This window comes from Halobiforma nitratireducens JCM 10879 (assembly GCF_000337895.1).
In the GTDB taxonomy this organism is placed as follows: Archaea; Halobacteriota; Halobacteria; order Halobacteriales; family Natrialbaceae; genus Natronobacterium; species Natronobacterium nitratireducens.
Map to the genome: position 1 here is coordinate 37,035 of NZ_AOMA01000082.1, position 19,038 is coordinate 56,072.

The following is a 19,038-nucleotide window of genomic DNA, read 5'->3' on the forward strand; positions in this document are numbered from 1 at the left end:
AGCGCCTGATACGTTCACGTCGGGAAACGGGGCGGAGGCCGTTACCGGGACCCGGTTAGTCCTCGGCCCAGTAGTACAGTTCTTCCCGGGGTGCACCACAGTCGGGGCACTCGCCGGGGAGATCAGCCTCGATCCGTCCCATCTCGCCACACTCCCAGCAACGCCACATCACGTAGTCCTTGCCAGTGACGTCGCGCGCTTCGCCGAGGGTTTGCTCGGGTTTCGCTTCCGGGGCGAGGACGTAAAACCCGTCGTCGTCGACACCTCTGACTGTTCCCAGTTCGTTGCCGTCCCCGTCGTAGATCGACTGGCCGATGTCGACGCCCGCGTACAGCTGCCGATCGGATTCTCCCATTGACGACCACCACTATGCTACTACAACACAAAGGCAGTAAAAGCTATCAGGGTCAGAGGGTCGGCGGCCACCCCACTCACTCGGTTTCGAGGTACGACGGTCGCTCGTCGTACTCGATCGGATCACGGACGCCGATCCGCTGGAACGCCTGCAGCCGGTAGGCACAGGCGTCGCAGGTCCCACAGGCTGGCTCGTTTTCCCGGTAACAGCTCCAGGTGTGCTCGTATGGGACCTCGAGGTCGACGCCCAACGTGGCGATATCCGTCTTCGATTGCTCGACGAACGGCGCTTCGATCGCGATGTCGGTTTCGGGTTTCGTACCGACGTCGACTACCTGCTCGAAAGCGTCGAAGAACGCCGGCCGACAGTCCGGATAGCCGGAGAAGTCCTCGCTGTGTGCGCCGATGAACACCGCCTCACAGTCGTTGGCCTCCGCGTAGGAGACCGCCATCGCGAGCAAGTTCGCGTTCCGGAAGGGAACGTACGACGACGGAATCTCGTCGGCGTCCATGTCGGCGTCTTCGACGGCCAGTTCCTCGTCGGTGAGACTCGAGGCACCGATCTTCGAGAGGTGCCCGGTTTCGATCCGCAGGAAGTCCGAAGCTTCGAGTTCTTCAGCGAGCCGACGGGCACACTCGAGTTCGCGGTCCTCGGTACGCTGACCGTAGGAGGTATGCAGGGCGTATATTTCGTAGCCTCGCCGGCGTGCCTCGTAGGCGGCAGTGGCGCTGTCCATGCCCCCGGAAAGGAGGACGACGGCGCGTTTTTCGTCAGTTTCGTTCGATACGGGGTCGTCGGTGGCAGGGTCGGTATTAGTCATCGTGATCGAAGTCGAATCAGGTCTCCGGCGCGTCGTTCCACAGATCCACGTGTAGCCGCGGCGTATACCGGAACCCGTACTCCATGGCGAGGTCCGCAGTCCGGGTCCGGGTCTCGGCGAGCCGCTCGCGGGTCGCACCCTCCGGCATCAGGAGCACGTCCTCGTCGCGGATCGGCACATCGCTGACGTCCCGGAGGTCCTCGAGCAACGCACGGAGGTCCGGCATATCGTCCTCGTCGGTGACGACGAACTTCAGCTGGAACGGGTACGCCTCGACGAGTTCGGAGAGTGCCTCGAGGTCGATGCGTGCGTTTTCGTGGCGCTGTTCCCACTTGCCTTCGTCCTGGCCCATGGCCCCCGACGGCTGTCGTTCGCCGCTGGAAGCTTCCGTCGGTGGGTCGTCCCTGGGATCGCGGTCGGGCGTCGGCGTACTGCTCTCGAGTTTCGGACTGATCGAGGCGAGATCGATCGGCGCGTCGCGGTAGATCGTCCCGTTGGTCTCGACGGTGGTGTGATACCCCAGGTCGTCGAGGCGCTCGAGCAACGCGACGCTCTCTTCGTGCAACAGGGGTTCGCCGCCGGTGAGCACGACGTGATCGGCGTCGTGGGACTCGACCTCCGCGACGATCTCGTCGAGGGACATCCAGGCGTGGGTCGGTTCCCAGGAGGTGTGATAGGAGTCACAGAACCAGCACCGGAGGTTGCAGCCACTCGTGCGGACGAACACCGAGGGAACGCCGGCGAGCGTTCCCTCCCCTTGCAGGGAGTAGAACAGTTCGTTGATCGGCAGGGAGGGCGCGTCACCAGCCTCGGCTTCCGCGTTCTCGTCACGACCGACGCTCGAGTCCACCGAGTCCGAAACCGGCATGTTAGAACCCGCTTCCCCCACAGAGTTCGCTCGTCTCGCTCACCCGTACTGCGATGTCGGTTACGGTGTCGGGGAGGGCCGCCTCGAGTTTCTCCTCGAGGAGTGCGCTCATCACCTCGGCCGTCGGTGGGTACTCGAGGACGACGATACCCTCACCGTCGCCGGCAGCCTCGAACGCCTCGACGAGCGGATCTCCCTCCTCGAGGAGGAACACGTGGTCCCACTCCTCGATCACGTCCGTGATCCGGCCTTTGTCGGCGATCCACCCGTCCTCGGTTACCTCACCGGTGACGGTGACGGCGATCTCGTAGTTGTGGCCATGTGGGCGGGAACACTTCCCGTCGTGATGGCGGAGTCGATGACCAGTGCTGATCCTGATCGGCCGGTCGTGGCCGACTTTCAGTACTCGGTCCGTCCCGACGACACCGTCGTCCGTCTCGGCGGTCGCCCCGCGCTCGAGGCGTCCAACTGAATCGGTCATACCCCAGTATTCTTCCGCGAATACTTAAGGATGATCGAACGGGCCGAGGGAAGCGTGCCGTCGACTCGAGGCCGGCGAGACACTACTGAGGGTGGGGCTCCAGGGTGTCTCGACAGGTGAGGAGAGAAAAACGACGTAGCAACTGCGGTATGGAGAGTTGTGCCGACCGGTATCATATCCGGCATCGGTGATCTCGTCGACACATATATATAAAAGAATATATGATGGTGATCCAAGGTGTGCTCGTTGTGTCGTACTGTTTGTTGTCGGCTCGTTTCTGGCTCGCTCTTTTTGTAGACATTATCTTTTTGACTAACCGAACAAGCTTACTCAGATGTGATAGCAGCGCTTTCTAATCCGGCTGTCGTAGCCTACGCCGCGGCGTTCTTAGTCAGTGGAGTCATTTGTTTGCTCTTGATTCCGCGAGCGAGGAGATTTGAGGACTCCGAGGTACGGGCAGGGCTGGTCTGGCTGTTAGCAACCACAGGAGCGTGGGGACTCCTGAAAACGGCGTTCTTTCTGGTACCAGTTCCGCTTCGCGAACCCACCTACATCCTCGGATTAGTCATAGGGTTTACAACGGTCTGGGCCTGGCTGTACTTCTGTTCTGCATACACCGCCAGACGGTTCCACCGGAACCAGACGCTCCGTCGCATCGGTGCTGGAGTATTCCTCCTCGTAGTGTCGCTTAAACTCACCAACCCGATACACGGACTGTACTTCACCACCAGCGAAACGACAGCCTCTTTCCAGTATCTAGCGGTCGAACACGGCGTCCTTCACTGGAGTGCAACCGGTCTATCCTACGTGCTCGCTGCGATCGGCCTCTTCATGATCTTCGAACTCTACGTGCGTTCGGAGTACGATACACGTCCTCTCGGTATATTAACGGTGCTGCTCGGTCTCCCGGTGGTATTCGACATCGTCGCGATTGCGACACCGAGGCTGATCAACTTTATTTACGCACCGATCGGCGTGGCGATCTTTGCGGTCGGTGTACTACTCGTCTTCCAGGAGCGGCTCTTAGCAGTCAGAACCGCGCTCCCAGGCAGCGCTGCCTCAATTTATCTCGACGGCGATCGTCGAATCACGGATGTTTCCGACGAAGTAGTCAAACTCTTTCCGGGAATCGAACGGGCAATCGGTGACCCGCTTTCCGAGGCACTTCCCGAGGCCACCCCTCATCTGGAAGCTGAGGGTTCTATTTTCGAACTGAGCAAAAATGACGATATGCGGTACTATCTCGTTGAGACCAACCCGGTCGGACTGGCGGACTCCGAAGCACAGGTACTGTCATTCACTGACGTGACCAGACTCGAGAAGAAGCGGCGACAGTTACACCGCCGGGAGCGTGAACTAGATACGCAGAACGAACTATACCGTGCAGTTCTGGCCGCAAGCTTTGATTTCGTCTATCGGATGGACCCTGACGGTCGCCTGACGTTCGTCTCCCCATCGGTCGAGGACGCACTGGGGTACGAACCGGAAGCCCTCGTCGGCGACCGAGCAGACCGACTTACTCCAACCAACGAGGCCAGCGACCAAGCCCACAGGTATCTCGACGACGTACTAGACGGAGAATCACTTCAAATCCAGGATTTCCAATTAGAACACCACGATGGAAAACGTGTGTACGCCGACATCCGGGTGGTGCCTATTTACGAGCCGGGCATCTCGGAGGAAGAGCGGACCGCAGAGACCATCGTCGGCGCACAGGGGATGGTCCGTGAAACAATGGAGCGACACCGACGCGAAAGCCTCATCAGCGTTATCAACCGTGTGTTGCGCCACAACGTCCGCAACAAACTCACGATCATCAACGGCTATGCTGGGAGGCTATCGAACGATCTGGATGGAAAAGCAGCGACGAATGCCGACCAAATCGTTGACACGGCTGATAGTCTTATAGAGCTGACTGAATCTGCTCGAGAAATCGCACAAGTGAGAAGCGAATCGTACAAACTGGAGTCCCATAACGTCGTCCCGATACTCGACGGAGTGGTTACGGAGATCGAAGAGCAGTACCCGAACGCATCGATTTCAGTCGATACGCCGGAGTCGGCCGTGGCACAAACGCTACCCAAGATAGAGACCGCGTTCGTCGAACTCCTCGACAATGCCGCGAAACACAGCGGCGAATCCCCATCGATCGATCTCGAGGTGGCCGTCGGTACCGAGTGGGTCACGGTCACGATAGCGGATGACGGTCCTGGGCTCCCCGAGAATGAGCGGCAAGCCTTGTCAGTTGGAACGGAGGAGCCGCTCGCCCACGGAAGCGGACTCGGACTATGGCTCATCTACTGGGTCGTCACAACCCTCGACGGCGACATCGAGGTTCTGGAAGCAGATCAAGGGACGACAGTCACAATCAATCTCCCGAAATCAGACCTGTAACTCCGAGGTTACGACCGGTTCTCGAGCACGCAGCCACGGACTCGAGCATCGGGAACATGGGTTCGTGTCCCTCGAGACCAAACTCGATGCGTCCGGAGCCGGAACGCCATGGAACCCGTGCTCGAGGACGTTGTCGAGTTCTGCGACAGCCGTGAGATCGACCGCGTGGACGAGCTGTTCCCTTCGACTTGCGGGAGGCGCGTGACCTGAAAACCGCCAGTCTCGCCGCTCGAGGTCTTCGAGAAGTCCGGCGAGGACGGGTGTCGGAATTCACTGAACGCGCCTACGACACACTCTCGTGTCTCGAGTGTGTCCACGAGCCACCGACGCGGACTGGCCGCTGCTCCCGACCGGACACGCGGCGTCGGCGGCCCTGGCGGTCGAAGACATCGTCGGTCCGTTGCGGTCGGTACGGTCGATGGGGTTCCGCCAACTGGGCAGCGTAAACAATAACTCATAAACCGTTCTGCCCCGAACCTACGGTCGCCGAACGCAGTCCCGTGGTGTAGTGGCCAATCATATGGGCCTTTGGAGCCCACGACGGCGGTTCGAATCCGCCCGGGACTACTTCTGTTGCGAGCAAATCCGCGAGCGGCGAATGTCCTCACAGATTCGGTCCCAGCAGACGAGCGGACGCGAGTCTTCGCGGTTCGAACCCGTTTGGTGATCCGGTCTCACCTTCGGCGATGTCGGACGTGAGGTCGCCGTCGGCCGCGAGTTGCAGGAGTAGGCCGCGTCGGACCCGTCGTGACGGTGTCGGACGGATACACATGCACACTCGAGAACACGGTCGTACACGAATCGGCAGTATCGTCTCTTGGTGTTCCTGAACCGTCGGATTCGGGGGAACGCTGATGGACGGAGCCGTCCCACTCGAGAACGACGCGCCGAGCACCCGGTGTTTCCAGAGTGACGACGCAGGGTTCGACGCCGCCGAAAGCCTACCCGGTCCGGATTCTCGACTATCACGAGATCGTCAGCGACATCCCCGAAGGCGACGGTGACGGCGAGGCCGACGACGGTGGGCCCCAGTCCGGAACGACGATCTCCGTCGCCGTCACCTGGTGTCACCTCTGTGGCAGCGCCGTCGTCTACGAGCGGACGGTCGAGGGTCGCACCCTGGAGTTCGGCGTCAGCGGCAAACTCGCGGACGACGACCTCGTGATGGACGATCGCGGGACGGGTTCCGAGTGGAAACAGTCTTCGGGACCTGTATCGACGGCGACTTCGAAGGGGAGTAGCTGACGGCACGACCGGCCGTCTGCTGACGGCCGCGCCCTCGATCGACTGCCGGCGCGGCGGCTGTTCGCGTTCGCGTGGCGGGACGATCACGGACCGGACGCGTTCGACAGTACGTCCAGATAACGGATCGGATAGTTTCTACGGCTGGTTTTGCCCACGGACCCCAGTACAGTTAGCTCGTCAGTGGCGGCCAAACCGTCGCCATCGCCAAGATTTTCGGCATCCCGTGGCGGACTGGCGGTATGGAAGACCGACTGCTCGTTCTCAACAAGGACGCGGATACCGTTTCGTACATCGATCCCGACACGGGAGAGACGACCGCCACGGTCGAGACGAACGTCAACCCCCACGAGGTCGCCGTCTCGCCCGACGGCACGCACGCGTACGTAACATGTTCGTTAGGTGGCTCACTCGAGGTGCTCGACAACGAGGTCCCCGAGGTGATCGACCGGTTCGAACACGATCTGTTCGACTTTCCACACGGGCTGGCCGTCCGCGAATCGGCCGACGAACTGTGGCTGGCGTCGACCTACAGCAGCCAGGTGTTCGTCTTCGATATCGCCGACTCCGCGGCAATCGAGTTGCTCGAGGTGTTCCCGACCTACCAGGACAAGTCACACATGGTCACGTTCTCACCCGACGAGAAGCGAGCCTTCGTGGCCAACATCGGCAGCGACAACGTCACGGTGATCGACGCCGACGAACGACGGATCGTCGGCGATCCGCCGGTCGGCGAGGGTCCCGAAGGAATCGGCGTCGACCCCGAGACGGGTGAGGTGCTGGTCGCGAACCAGGACGACGGTCGTCTCTCCGTGATCGATCCCGAGACGCTCAAGGACGCCAACACGGCGTTGCTCGGAGAGACGCCGATCAGGGTTGTCCTCTCGCCCGACGGACGGTATGCACTCGTACCCAACCGGGAGTCGAACGATGTCTCCGTGATCGACACCGAACACGTCCGTGACGGAGAGCGACGGCCCTGGGAAGTCGCCCGAATACCGGTCGGCATCTGGCCCGGTGGGACGGTCTTCTCCCCGGACGGCGACCGCGCGTTCGTCGCAAACAACAAGACCAACGACGTTTCGGTGATCGACATCGACGCCTTCGAGGAACTCGAGCGGTTCGACGCGGGGATTCATCCCGATGGGATCGCGTACCGCAGCGGATAGTCCACGACCACGGGACCCACCGACTACCGCGGACAACATCCCAGCGTCTCGAAGCCGGAATCGATGTCCTCGCGGGCGGTCTCGGTCTCGCGGGCGGCCTCGCTCGGAACCGCACCCGGACCGAATCGCTCTGCTCCGTTCGAACGGCGTCGACCGCTCCACAAAACCGTGTGGTCTGTTTTCGTATGACAACTACTGGTCTGAGCGCACACCGTCGATACGACCACCGTTCCGCGGGAAACAGAGAGAAATAAAGTCGGATGAAACGTCGTCAAACGGGACAAATCAACGTTGACGACCGTCTGTTTATTAGGGACGCCGGATCGGATGCCCGGACACACATGACTTACGACTGCCCCGAACGTCCCACAACGGTGGATCGTGATACGGTCCGTACGGTTGGAAAGTTGCTGCTCGCGACGCTCGCAGCGATACTGCTTCTCTCGTTGATGTCGTTGCTTCCCGGCATCGACCGCGTGATCCCCGGAACACCGGTCACGTTCGTCGCCGTCGTCGGCGCGATCGTGACGGTCGCGATCGTCGCTTTATTACTGTATCTCGCGCCTGCACTCGCGTCGCTGCTTCGGTCGACGCTCGAGGGGCCACCGTCGATCGTCGACGACGTCGCTTCGATCGTCCAGTTGTTCGTCGTTCTCGTGGCCGTGCTGGTGGCCCACCGAGGGCTCGAGCCGGCGATTGCCCCACTGCTTGGCGACCTCGCGTGGACCTACGACGTAGTTTTCCTCGTGATCGCGCTGGGGCCGCTCGCGATCCTCGCAGCGCGGATCTACGTCTCGATCGATCCGATTGCGGAGCTGTTCGCCGATCGGGTCGTCGGTGACGAGGGTGGCACGGACGAGGCCGACTCGAGTCGAAAGATCGATACGGACGACGGAACGACCCGTACGGGAGGTAAGTAACTATGTCATCGAACGCGAACGACGAACGCTTGCCGTTCATCGCGGGAGCCGTCACCGGCGCTGCTGCGTGGGTGGTCGGCTATCTCGTCACGTATCTGATCGTCGCGACCGACATCCGGGAGTCGCCGCTACACCAGGCGGTCGAAGCCTTCGACGGCGAGGCGGCGACCTACGAGATGGTCGGTTGGGTGTTCTACAACGCCCACCTGGTCGATACGGTGTTTCGGGACGTTCCGCTCCTTGGAACGCACGCAGCGACGTACATCGGCAGTGAGCAGGGATTCACGCCAGTTCTCTACGCGGCCCCCGTGGGGCTCCTGCTTGCGGCAGGTATCGGGCTCGCGACCTACCGCGGTGTCTCGGCACCGACGGACGGACTGCTCGCGGGAATGACGGCACTCCCGGGCTATCTCGTTCTCACCGTCGCCGGCGTCTTCCTCTTCGAGGTGACCGTCGGCGGCGCGAGCGGCGCTCCCGATACGATTCCCGCAATCATCCTCGCCGGCGTGATCTACCCGGCGGTCTTTACGGGCACTGGCGGGGCGATCGCTGCCGCACTCGCGGATCGAACATGACGAAGTGTCGTCGGTAGGGAGTGGATCGATCCCGTCGTTTTCTCACCCGATGAATCGTTCGACGATTTCGTCGAAACGACCGCATCGAACGCCCGAACGTGGATTATTAACCACTATCGTTTTCACGAACCAAACCTATTCCCCCCTCGAGTCCCTAGCACGGGTGATGACCCAATCCGACGTCGACACCGACGCGGACGCAAGCGGGGAGGCGGACGCGGAAGGATCGCTCCGAGAGCGCGTCGAGCAGTGGATCAGTCGAGAGATGCCGATCATTCAGATGCACGGCGGAACCAGCGCCGTCAGGAAAGCCGACCCCGAAACCGGCGAGGTCGTCGTCGAACTCGGCGGCGGCTGCAAGGGGTGTTCGGTCAGCGACGTAACCACGGGCAATATCGAGGCAGCACTCATCGAGTGGCCCGAGGTAGAGGAGGTGACCGTCCGCGTACCGGACGCCCGCGACTCGCTTGGGGGGCCCGACCAACCCGAGTCGATCATGGGTGTCGACCGCACCGAAGGCGGTCGCGGCGACTGGGGCTCGTCGAACCCGGGCAAGGACCACCTCTGATACGGGCCGCCGTACGTCGCATGCGCCCGACCGCCGTTCGAGACGCGAGCAGGTATGCGACTGTTGTGGCGCGGTCGGCGTGTACCGAGCGAGTACAACAGCCTGTGTCTCGTTGGCACGGTCGGTCAGTTTTGGGAACGCCTATATCCTTTTACGACTCAGATACGGAGTCATACACCATGACGACGTGTGGACGCCCCCCGACGGGAGGTGACGGTGATGGGTGACGAGTACGCCGACGACCGAACGGGCACCGCCCCCGACTCCGAAGTCAATACCGAGTCCGACGCGGAGACGGACGGCGGCGTTCGTGCCTACACCGTCCGCCTCGAACTCGTCGACGAGCCCGGCGAGTTGCTCCGTGCGCTCGCGCCGATCGCCGACAACGGCGGCAACCTGCTAAGCATTCACCACGAGCGGGGCAACATCACACCCCGCGGACACATCCCCGTCGAAGTCGACTTCGAGTCGCCCCCGGAACGGTTCGACGATATCGTCGACGGGCTACGTGAGGCCGGCGTCAACGTCATTCAGGCCGGGGAGGAACACTACGGCGAGGAGATCAGCGTCGTGCTGGTCGGCCACCTCGTCGAGAACGACCTCTCGGATACACTCTCACGGATCGAATCCGAAATCGACGCGGCCGTCCTCGATCTCTCCCTGGCTGCCCCTCAGGGGACCGAATCCGTCTCGAGCGCCCGTCTCCGGTTGGCGATCGACTCCGGGCGCTCGAGTCAGGCCCTCGAGGCTATCCGTTCGATCGGCTCGGAGAAAGAACTAACCGTAGTCGAGCCGCTGGTCGGAGGTGAGACGGCGTGAAGCTCGCGATTCTCGGTGCTGGCGATGTCGGCCGATCGGTCGCGACGCTGTCGGGCGACTACGGACACGAGGTCGTCGCGCTCGCGGACTCCTCGAGTGCGACCGTCGACCCCGACGGGATAGCCGTCGACGACGCAGTCTCCCGAAAGGAGCGGGGCGAAGTCGTCGGGACGGCAGCTCCCGAGGACGTCTTCGAGACCGAGTACGACGTCCTCGTCGAGGCGACGCCGACAACCCTGGACGACGCCGAACCTGGGTTCAGCCACGTCACGCGCGCCCTTGAGGCCGACCGTCACGTCGTGCTCGCGAACAAGGGTCCCGTCGCGGAACGGTACGAGGAACTGCGCTCCCTCGAAGCAGAAAGCGCCGGTTCGATCCGGTTCGAGGCGACGGTCGGCGGCGCGATTCCGGTGCTCTCGACGATCGAGGACTGTACGCCCCAGGCCGTCACCGCCGTTCGGGGCGTTCTCAACGGTACCGCGAACTTCATCCTCACCCGGATGGCTGCGGAGGGACTCGACTACGAGCACGTCCTCGCGGAGGCACAGGACCTCGGCGTCGCCGAGGCCGATCCGACGTTCGACGTCGACGGCACCGACGCCGCGTTGAAGTTCGTCATCCTCGCGAACGTACTCAACGACGGCGGCTTCTCACTTTCCGACGCGACGGTCGAGGGTATTCAGGACATCCCCGGCAGCGCGCTCGACCTCGCCGCCGAGGACGGACGGACGATCCGGCTGATCGGGGAAGCCACTCGTGACGGCGTCCGTGTCGGGCCACGACTGGTCCCCGAAAACGGCGCACTCGCCGTCACGGGCACGCGAAACATCGTTCAGATCGAAACCCGGCACGCGGGTTCGCTGCACTCGAGCGGGCGCGGTGCTGGTGGCCCCGAGACGGCGACAGCGGTGCTGTCGGACGTTGGGCGCTTGGAGTAGCGGTCGCAGTTCGATCCGGTTTGCGTGTCCGTCGCGAAACTCGATCGGATCGAACTCGATCCGTTACTCCTGGTGACAATGTTTGTTTCGCGTGTGTCTGTCCGACGGACCTCGATAACACCTTTCCCTTCGAGTCACTCAGTAGGAGACGGTGATCCCGCTATCAGATCGGCCGGCAGCGAGTGGACACGCGCTCGAAAAGCGTGTGGGTATAACACAAACCGCAAGACGGCGTCGGGATCATCTGAATACGCTTTCGAAATGGTTTTAACCGCAACGAGCGAAAGAGACCGATATAAGCGCCTCTGCGCGTGAGCTACAACAATGAGCGAACAACACCAGAACCTGGCCATTATCGGTCACGTTGACCACGGGAAAAGTACGCTCGTGGGCCGACTCCTCTACGAGACGGGGAGCGTACCCGAGCACGTCATCGAACAGCACCGCGAGGAAGCCGAAGAGAAGGGTAAGGGCGGCTTCGAGTTCGCCTACGTGATGGACAACCTCGCCGAAGAGCGAGAGCGTGGTGTCACCATCGACATCGCCCACCAGGAGTTCTCCACCGACGAGTACGACTTCACCATCGTCGACTGTCCTGGCCACCGCGACTTCGTCAAGAACATGATCACTGGCGCGAGCCAGGCCGACAACGCCGTCCTCGTCGTCGCTGCCGACGACGGCGTTGCACCCCAGACACAGGAGCACGTCTTCCTGGCCCGTACCCTGGGTATCGACGAACTCATCATCGGCGTCAACAAGATGGACGTCGTCGACTACAAGGAGTCTACCTTCGACGAGGTCGTCGACGAAGTCAACCAGCTCCTCCAGCAGGTCCAGTTCAACACGGACGACGCCTCGTTCATCCCGATCTCGGCGTTCGAAGGAGACAACATCGCCGAAGCCTCCGACAACACCGACTGGTACGACGGCGAGATCCTGCTCGAGGCTCTGAACGCCCTGCCGGAGCCGGAGCCGCCGACGGACGCGTCGCTCCGACTCCCCATCCAGGACGTCTACACGATCTCCGGTATCGGTACCGTCCCCGTCGGACGTATCGAGACCGGTATCATGAACACGGGCGACGATGTCGTCTTCCAGCCCTCGGACGTCGGTGGCGAGGTCAAGACCATCGAGATGCACCACGAAGAGGTGCCCAAGGCCGAACCCGGTGACAACGTTGGATTCAACGTCCGCGGCATCGGTAAGGACGACATCCGCCGTGGTGACGTCTGTGGTCCTGCCGACGATCCGCCGAAGGTCGCCGAGACCTTCCAGGCCCAGATCGTCGTCATGCAGCACCCGTCCGTGATCACGTCCGGTTACACGCCGGTCTTCCACGCCCACACCGCACAGGTCGCCTGTACGATCGAGTCCATCGACAAGAAGATGGACCCGTCCAGCGGCGAGGTCGCCGAGGAGAACCCCGACTTCATCCAGTCGGGCGACGCTGCAGTCGTGACGATCCGACCGCAGAAGCCCCTCAGCATCGAGCCGTCCAGCGAGATCCCAGAACTCGGGAGCTTCGCCATCCGCGACATGGGTCAGACCATCGCGGCCGGGAAGGTCCTCGAAGTCAACGAGAAATAAATGCAGCAGGCACGCGTTCGACTCGCGGGCACGAGTCCCGACGACCTAGACGACATCTGCGACGACGTCCGCGAGATCGCGAACAACACCGGCGTCAACCTCAGCGGTCCGATTCCGCTGCCGACGAAGACCCTCGAGGTGCCGACCCGGAAATCGCCTGACGGCGAGGGCACCGCGACGTGGGAGCACTGGGAGATGCGCGTCCACAAGCGCCTCATCGACCTGGACGCCGACGAACGCGCACTCCGACAGCTCATGCGCATCCAGGTGCCAAACGACGTCTCGATCGAGATCGTCCTCGAGGACTGATCGCGAATCACTGATCGCGATTGGTGCCGGGTTCGTTACCGGACGCCACTTTCCATTTCCTTCGTTTTCAGGTAGTAGCCGCCGTTCTCGACCCCGCCGTTCTCGACCCCGCCGTTCTCGACCCCGCCGTTCGAGAGCCCGTGGTGACGCACACACCATCTTCTCGAGCGAGGGTAGAAGTCCACCGTCATCAGTACTCCGTCGCAAGTACTGATCGGCTACCGTTCTCGGCCGAGCTGTACGTTTTGCCAACCGTTACTCCTGCCGGACGGGTTCGTCCGACGAGAGCGGTACCGAACGCCTACCGAGGAAATGCTGTCCTTCATCGTGGCGAACCTGCGTAAGGCGTGCAGACTTTTGGGCCTCGCCCCCTGAGTTGCGGTATGCCACGCGGGAGACGAAATCGACCGCGGCCGCGGACGTCCTCCGATGCAACCCCGAACTCGCGGCCCAACGGAGGTCGAGGGAGTGGCACTGCCGGCGACGACGGCTCCGCAAGCCCCATCCTCGAGGTGCTCGCCGTTTTCGTCGTCGTCTACCTCCTTCAGGGAGTGGCCGCGTTCGTGGGAGCGATGACTGGCCTGTTCGTGCTCACGCCGCCGATCGTGGACAACCCCTGGACGATCGTCACCAGCGTCTACGCCCACGCTGGCATCGGCCACCTCCTCTCGAACAGCGTCGCACTGATGCTATTTGGCTGGCCGATCGCCCGTACGACGACGCGGCTGCGCTTCCATGTCTTCTTCCTCGCTACGGGTGCGCTCGCCGGCATCTCCCAAATCTTCGTGACCGGCGTCGCCGCAGCCGTGCCGCTGGTTCCCGCGACACCGACCGGTGGCGTGCTCGGAGCCAGCGGTGCCGTCTTCGCGCTGCTGGGCTATCTGGTCGCCTCGAACCGCTTCTCCTCGAGCATCGCGTCTATCGTCGAGGTTCCACGCTGGCTCACCGTACTGGTGTTCGTCGGCCTCGCGGCTGCGGTAACACTCGCGACCGCCGCCCCGCGAGTCGCGTTGATCGCTCACTTCACGGGCTTCTTCCTCGGATTGCTCGCCGGCCGGGCGCACGTATTGTAAGGTGGCGGCCGTTTCGGGTCGGACCGATGTATGAAACGATCTACCGCTCGCGGGGGCAGAGAGCCGTGGTGACGACTGACGGCCCGTCTGCGAAACACAAGCTACAAATACCGACACGGGGTTAGGAACGGGTGCGGGCTCGTAGATCAGTGGCAGATCGCTTCCTTCGCAAGGAAGAGGCCTCGGGTTCAAATCCCGACGAGTCCACTTCTCCCGATTTCTTATCACACCCAGTGCGTTCTCCGTTTACACCTGGTCGCTCGCGCAATTCCTGTCTTCTCTCTACACACTCCGCTCACGGCGGAGACAGCGCCGGCGTCCTCGTCTTCGCGACGTACCGGTGCGGTCTTGTGGCGGGACACGATACTATCGGCTATGCCAGTCCCGAAATCCGAGTTCGACGAACTGCCACCCTGTGACTTCTACACTCCGGCGGAGCTACTCGAGGAAGGTCAGATGTACACCGTCTACGAGATCGCGCGACTCTTACAGGGGCTCGAGCCCGACGCCGAAATCGAGCAGGAGACCGAGAACATCCTGCTAGACTGGGCGATTCCGTGGATCATGGTCAACGCCGACGGTCTGGTGGTCGCCGAGCCACGCAGCGACGACGAACCGGGCTACTACGGACTGAAAGAGTAACGGGGCGATGCTGCTGCTCGTCGTCGGCATGGATCGCGTCGATGCCGGCAAGACCACCTTCTCGGTCGGGTTGCTCGAGCGGACCGGCGGCGTCGGCTACAAGCCGCGTGCGGGCAACGACTACTGGTTCGATCACGCCGACTGCCGGCGAGCCCTCACGGAAGGCCGGCTCTACGGTAAGGACGCTGCTCGCCTCGCAGACGCTGAAACGCGGGGCCACAGCCCCGAGGAACTGAATCCCGTCCACCGCCTGTGGCGGCCNGTGGCGGCCCGCCCCCGGTGGCGGAGGCGGGCTGCTCGGCCGCTCGGACCGGGAGTTCCTGGTCGACCGGATCGGTCGACAGGGCGAGAACCCGACGTACGTCCGTAATGCCGCTGCGTCGATTCCAGAAGCGGTGTCCGAGCCACTCCCACTCGAGGATGCGATCACGGTCCGGACCGTCGAGGAACTCAACGAGGTGGCCACGAGACACCACGTTCCGGCCTTCGAGGAGTTCGCCACCGAGATCGAAACGGCAGATCTCGCAGTCGTCGAGTCCTACGGCGATGTCGCTCGCCCGCTCGAGTCGCTCGATCCTGCGACGGTCGCCGCTGTGGCTGCCGTCGAACCCGGTCGGGCGACGATCTATCGCGGTGACCGGTACTGTCGGGCCTGTGAGATCGCGAGTTCGAGCCCGCGGGGCGGTACGCTCGAGAAGCGAGTCGGTGATGTCGTCGACTACCTGGACCCCTACGAGCGGGTTCCGTTGCCGCCGCTTGTCGACGACGACCGGACCGATCCGCGCTCGGTTGCGACGGCGTACGAGGACGCTTACGACGCGATGCTGGCTGCGGCTCGTGACCGGGAGTCGTAGTCGTAGTCACAGTCGCAGTCCCGGTGCTTGTCGTCGTCATCGGAGCCGTCGAAAACCCGGTCGACTCCGTCGCCTCTCCCCAGAACCCTGACCGCACCGCTCAGGCCTGTCGAGCCATCCGCGCAGCGAGTTCGACGTGATCGGCGGGGTTCGTCATCACGCTCGGGCCGTGGCCGGTGTGCAGCTCCGTGAGGTCCTCGTCGACGTGCTCGAGTACGCGGTCGATGCTCTCGACGAGCGTTTCGCGGTCTCCCTCCGGCAGGTCCGTACGGCCGAAGCTCCCGTTCTGGAAGACGAGATCGCCGGCAAAGAGCACGCCCGCCTCCTCGGAGTAGAAACAGAGGTGGTCGTCCTTGTGACCGGGCGTGTGCAACGCCACGTACTCGTGGTCTCCGAGCAGGACCGTCTCTCCGTCGTCGATCTCGTGATCGACGCCGTCGATCGACGGATCGCACCCCCAGACATCGACGTCGAACCTCTCTTTTACGGCCTCGAGATTACCGACGTGGTCACGGTGGGTGTGGGTGAGAACGAGAGCGTCCAACCCGTCGACGCGAGAGCGGACCGCGTCGACGACGTCGAAGTTTGCCCCGGCGTCGATCAGCACTGTCCGCTCGCCGTCGATCAGGAAAACATTGCTCGTAAACGCCTGCACACCCTGCGCAAGGTTGTCGATCATGCGCTCGAGTAGGGCATCGTCCGGTTTGTGCGTGTCGACCGGTGGCTCCGGGCTTTGGATATCAGGTTTCGCGTTCCCCGACTGGGACGGATCACTCACAAGCATTTTTAGCTCTGGCACGTAGTGTGAGACGAATGCATCGGTCGGACTCCGCGGGGGTGCTCGCAGTCGCCGTTCTGGTGTTGCTCGTCGGTTTCGGGACGCCGGCGATGGCGATAAGCCCCAGCGGAAGCGCCGCCGCGGGCGTTCCGGCCGAACCGGTCGTCGATACGACAGACCCGTCGTTCGCCGCGACCACCGGCTCCGTTCCTGCGTCGACCGCCGGGTTCGGTGGCCAAGCGAACGTCGACTCCCGTAATTTCGATACGACAGAGTTCGAGATCACCGTCCATGAGAACGGCAGCGCAGTTTGGACGTTCCGATACGAACAGCGATTCGACGGCGACGACGCCGCCGAACAGCGCGAACGCTTCGAAGCGTTCGTCGAGGAGTTCGAATCCGACGATCAAGAAGTCCCCCTCTACGAACGGTTCACGAACCAGGCCGAGGCGATGGCGGAGGGTACCGAAGCGACGGACCGGGAGATGGAAGCGACCGACTTCAACCGCTCCGCCGAGATCGAAGACCGACTCAATCCGGTCGGCGTCGTCGAGATGTCGTTCACCTGGAACGGGTTCGCCGATACCGACGGCACTGCCGGTGCCGAGGACAACGGCGACCGGGTCGTCGTCGGCGATGTCTTCGATGGTATCTACCTCGCGGAGGATCAATCGATCGTCATCGAACCCGGCGACGGTCTCGAGTTCCGGAGCGCCGAACCCGAACCCCGGTACGTCGGCCAGAACATAGAGAGCGCGACCTCGGTAAGTTGGACCGGCGAACGCGAGTTTATCGACGGGCACCCGCGTGTCGTTCTCGTGCCTGAACGCAACGGGGACGGGACGGGAACGGGGTCCGACACCGACGCTAGCCCGCTGTCGTCCGTGACCGGTGGCGACACGTCTTGGGTCGTCCCGATCGTCGTCGTGGTTGCACTCCTCCTCGCCGTCGGGGCTGGCATCGCCTGGTACCGACGCCACTCCGGTGACGGCTCGTTTGCCGACGCCGAAACCGACTCCGAGTCCCACGGGGCGACGGCTCGAGACGGGCACCGACCGGAGTCCGATTCGACCGCCGGTAGTGCCCAACCCGATAGACCGGGTGAGTCCGGGATGGCGGACGAGTCCGTAACGGAGGCCGACGCCGTACCGGAAGAAGAGTTGCTCACCGACGAAGACCGCGTCGTCAAACTCATCCGCGAGAACGGCGGTCGCATGAAACAGGTCAACATCGTCGAGGAAACCGGCTGGTCGAAGTCGAAAGTGAGCATGCTCCTCTCGGATATGGAAGAAGAGGGAACTATCAGCAAGCTTCGTGTCGGTCGAGAAAACATCATCAGCCTCGAGGGCTTCGAGCCGGAAGCGACGAAATCCCCGTTCGAGGAGTAACTGTTCTCTACTACCGGAGTAGTGGTCCACCCAATTCCCAGCCGATCGTCCGTGCTGTGACTACCGGATGTCGGTACCTCTCTTCCCCTCGCCGTACCCGTGCTATCTCGAACCAAAATCGAGGCGAAACGGAATGCTTAAACATTACTCCCCGTTACGATAGAGTACACTCGCGGAACGCTCCGATAGTGTAGTCCGGCCAATCATATTGCCCTCTCGAGGCAATGACCGGGGTTCGAATCCCCGTCGGAGCACTACTTCCCTCTTCCTTCCGGCGATTTAGCCTGTGACCGATACGGTATTTGACCAATGTCACAGGGCAATTCGATTCAGACAAAATCGGTAATCGGCCGCCGTCTTGCGATTGGCCGTATTGCTAGACCATGTCGGTTCGAACGAACCACTCGTTTAGAGAAGGTGACACCCGGGGTGGTTAGCCGATGACTCTCCCGGAGAGCATCACGGTGGTAACCGAGCCAGCAGAAGAGTTCCTCAATCAAAAACAACTGGTGGATTATCGATCGGAACGCGAAGACTGCCTATCCTGGCTACTTGCCTTCGGAAAGGAGCCAAAAAAGGCGGACGGATACGCTCTGGGAACGGTTAAACCACGAGCGTACCGAATGGATCAGTTCTACCGATGGATCTGGGAACAGGAAGGCGGATACACCGCACAGCTTTCAGAGGACTACGCTGACGATTGGATGCGACATCTCGCTCAAGAAGATTACAGTGGAACCCACCAAACGAACTGCCAGAAAGCGGTGAAGATGCTCTTCAAGTGGTGGGAACACGAGCGTGGTGGATCTGCGTGGGATCCGGAAATCACCTTCAGCGATGTAGATAGTTCGAGCCCGAAGGATTACCTGACCCGCGATGAACGGACACAAATTCGCAATGCATCTCTCGAGTATGGAAGCATCCCCGAATATTCGAACGTCACGCCGGCTGAACGTGACCGATGGAAACAGTATCTCGCGCAGCGTTTCGAAAAGCCGAAAGCGGACGTCACCCCGGAAGATTGGGACCGAGCGAATAGCTGGAAAATACCGTCGTTAGTCTGGGCGAGTATGGACGCAGGCTTGCGACCGGTCGAAGTCGAACGAGCCTCACTCGAGTGGGTTGATACCGATAACTGTGTGCTACGAATCCCTAAACGGGATAGTGCTAAATCGAACGAGTCCTGGATCGTCAGCCTTCGGGAACGAACGGCTACCTTCTTAGAATAGCCCGTTGCACGCTTTCGAAATTAGCTCCG

The 19,038-nt window shown here is 62.1% G+C and carries 19 protein-coding genes, 3 tRNA genes and 1 pseudogene; 18 read left to right on the top strand and 5 right to left on the bottom strand.

Annotated features, from left to right (window positions below; all coding sequences use genetic code 11):
- Positions 1–55 precede the first annotated feature (55 nt).
- The 4 genes from C446_RS08395 to C446_RS08410 form a co-directional block, all read right to left on the bottom strand.
- The gene (locus tag C446_RS08395; RefSeq protein ID WP_006672661.1) at positions 56–355 is read right to left on the bottom strand and encodes a DUF7130 family rubredoxin-like protein; all 300 of its coding nucleotides are present in this window, start codon (positions 353–355) and stop codon (positions 56–58) included.
- Between the two features lie 76 nt (positions 356–431).
- The gene (gene queC / locus C446_RS08400; protein ID WP_006672662.1) at positions 432–1,175 is read right to left on the bottom strand and encodes a 7-cyano-7-deazaguanine synthase QueC; all 744 of its coding nucleotides are present in this window, start codon (positions 1,173–1,175) and stop codon (positions 432–434) included.
- A gap of 16 nt (positions 1,176–1,191) precedes the next feature.
- Positions 1,192–2,043 (bottom strand): 7-carboxy-7-deazaguanine synthase QueE, encoded by an 852-nt coding sequence (locus C446_RS08405; protein ID WP_006672663.1) that lies wholly within the window; start codon positions 2,041–2,043, stop codon positions 1,192–1,194.
- Between the two features lies 1 nt (position 2,044).
- Positions 2,045–2,524: a 6-pyruvoyl trahydropterin synthase family protein gene (locus C446_RS08410; RefSeq protein ID WP_006672664.1), complete on the bottom strand. Its 480-nt coding sequence runs from the start codon at positions 2,522–2,524 to the stop codon at positions 2,045–2,047.
- 336 nt (positions 2,525–2,860) lie between these two features.
- Between C446_RS08410 and C446_RS08415 the strand changes: the two genes are divergently transcribed.
- From C446_RS08415 to C446_RS08485, 15 genes and pseudogenes are all read left to right on the top strand, one after another.
- Positions 2,861–4,918: an ATP-binding protein gene (locus tag C446_RS08415; RefSeq protein WP_083861094.1), complete on the top strand. Its 2,058-nt coding sequence runs from the start codon at positions 2,861–2,863 to the stop codon at positions 4,916–4,918.
- 494 nt (positions 4,919–5,412) lie between these two features.
- A tRNA-Gln gene (locus C446_RS08420) sits at positions 5,413–5,485 on the top strand.
- A gap of 342 nt (positions 5,486–5,827) precedes the next feature.
- Entirely contained in the window at positions 5,828–6,163 is a 336-nt protein-coding gene (locus C446_RS08425) for a DUF3179 domain-containing (seleno)protein (RefSeq protein ID WP_006672666.1), read from the top strand.
- A gap of 239 nt (positions 6,164–6,402) precedes the next feature.
- Positions 6,403–7,329, top strand: a complete 927-nt coding sequence (locus C446_RS08430; RefSeq protein ID WP_006672667.1) for a YncE family protein — start codon at positions 6,403–6,405, stop codon at positions 7,327–7,329.
- Between the two features lie 374 nt (positions 7,330–7,703).
- Positions 7,704–8,249 (top strand): hypothetical protein, encoded by a 546-nt coding sequence (locus tag C446_RS08435; RefSeq protein WP_006672668.1) that lies wholly within the window; start codon positions 7,704–7,706, stop codon positions 8,247–8,249.
- A 2-nt stretch (positions 8,250–8,251) separates the two neighbouring features.
- Entirely contained in the window at positions 8,252–8,824 is a 573-nt protein-coding gene (locus C446_RS08440) for a hypothetical protein (protein WP_006672669.1), read from the top strand.
- A gap of 166 nt (positions 8,825–8,990) precedes the next feature.
- On the top strand, positions 8,991–9,392 hold the full coding sequence (locus C446_RS08445; RefSeq protein WP_006672670.1) for a NifU family protein: 402 nt from the start codon (positions 8,991–8,993) through the stop codon (positions 9,390–9,392).
- Between the two features lie 189 nt (positions 9,393–9,581).
- Positions 9,582–10,211, top strand: coding sequence for a hypothetical protein (locus C446_RS08450; protein WP_006672671.1), 630 nt, complete (start codon positions 9,582–9,584; stop codon positions 10,209–10,211).
- Positions 10,208–11,149, top strand: a complete 942-nt coding sequence (locus tag C446_RS08455) for a homoserine dehydrogenase (RefSeq protein ID WP_006672672.1) — start codon at positions 10,208–10,210, stop codon at positions 11,147–11,149. The genes C446_RS08450 and C446_RS08455 overlap by 4 nt, the downstream gene beginning before the upstream one ends.
- Before the next feature lie 324 nt (positions 11,150–11,473).
- A complete protein-coding gene (tuf, locus tag C446_RS08460; protein ID WP_006672673.1) occupies positions 11,474–12,736 on the top strand; it encodes a translation elongation factor EF-1 subunit alpha in 1,263 nt (420 codons plus the stop codon).
- Complete coding sequence (rpsJ, locus tag C446_RS08465) at positions 12,737–13,045, top strand: 30S ribosomal protein S10 (RefSeq protein WP_004215311.1); 309 nt, start codon at positions 12,737–12,739, stop codon at positions 13,043–13,045.
- Positions 13,046–13,428: 383 nt separating this feature from the next.
- Positions 13,429–14,118, top strand: a complete 690-nt coding sequence (locus C446_RS08470; RefSeq protein ID WP_049920109.1) for a rhomboid family intramembrane serine protease — start codon at positions 13,429–13,431, stop codon at positions 14,116–14,118.
- A 135-nt stretch (positions 14,119–14,253) separates the two neighbouring features.
- Positions 14,254–14,325, top strand: a tRNA-Ala gene (locus C446_RS08475).
- A 168-nt stretch (positions 14,326–14,493) separates the two neighbouring features.
- Positions 14,494–14,760: a DUF5827 family protein gene (locus tag C446_RS08480; RefSeq protein WP_006672675.1), complete on the top strand. Its 267-nt coding sequence runs from the start codon at positions 14,494–14,496 to the stop codon at positions 14,758–14,760.
- Positions 14,761–14,767: 7 nt separating this feature from the next.
- A pseudogene (locus C446_RS08485) lies at positions 14,768–15,614 on the top strand (ATPase).
- Between the two features lie 100 nt (positions 15,615–15,714).
- Here C446_RS08485 and C446_RS08490 read toward each other — a convergent pair.
- Entirely contained in the window at positions 15,715–16,293 is a 579-nt protein-coding gene (locus C446_RS08490) for an MBL fold metallo-hydrolase (RefSeq protein WP_006672676.1), read from the bottom strand.
- A gap of 134 nt (positions 16,294–16,427) precedes the next feature.
- On the opposite strand from C446_RS08490, the gene C446_RS08495 reads away from it, so the two are divergent.
- The 3 genes from C446_RS08495 to C446_RS08505 all read left to right on the top strand — a co-directional run bounded on the left by C446_RS08495 (position 16,428) and on the right by C446_RS08505 (position 19,009).
- A complete protein-coding gene (locus C446_RS08495) occupies positions 16,428–17,780 on the top strand; it encodes a helix-turn-helix transcriptional regulator (RefSeq protein WP_006672677.1) in 1,353 nt (450 codons plus the stop codon).
- 179 nt (positions 17,781–17,959) lie between these two features.
- Positions 17,960–18,034: transfer RNA gene (locus tag C446_RS08500), tRNA-Glu, on the top strand.
- 186 nt (positions 18,035–18,220) lie between these two features.
- Positions 18,221–19,009, top strand: coding sequence for a site-specific recombinase xerd (locus C446_RS08505; RefSeq protein WP_193363530.1), 789 nt, complete (start codon positions 18,221–18,223; stop codon positions 19,007–19,009).
- Positions 19,010–19,038 lie beyond the last annotated feature (29 nt).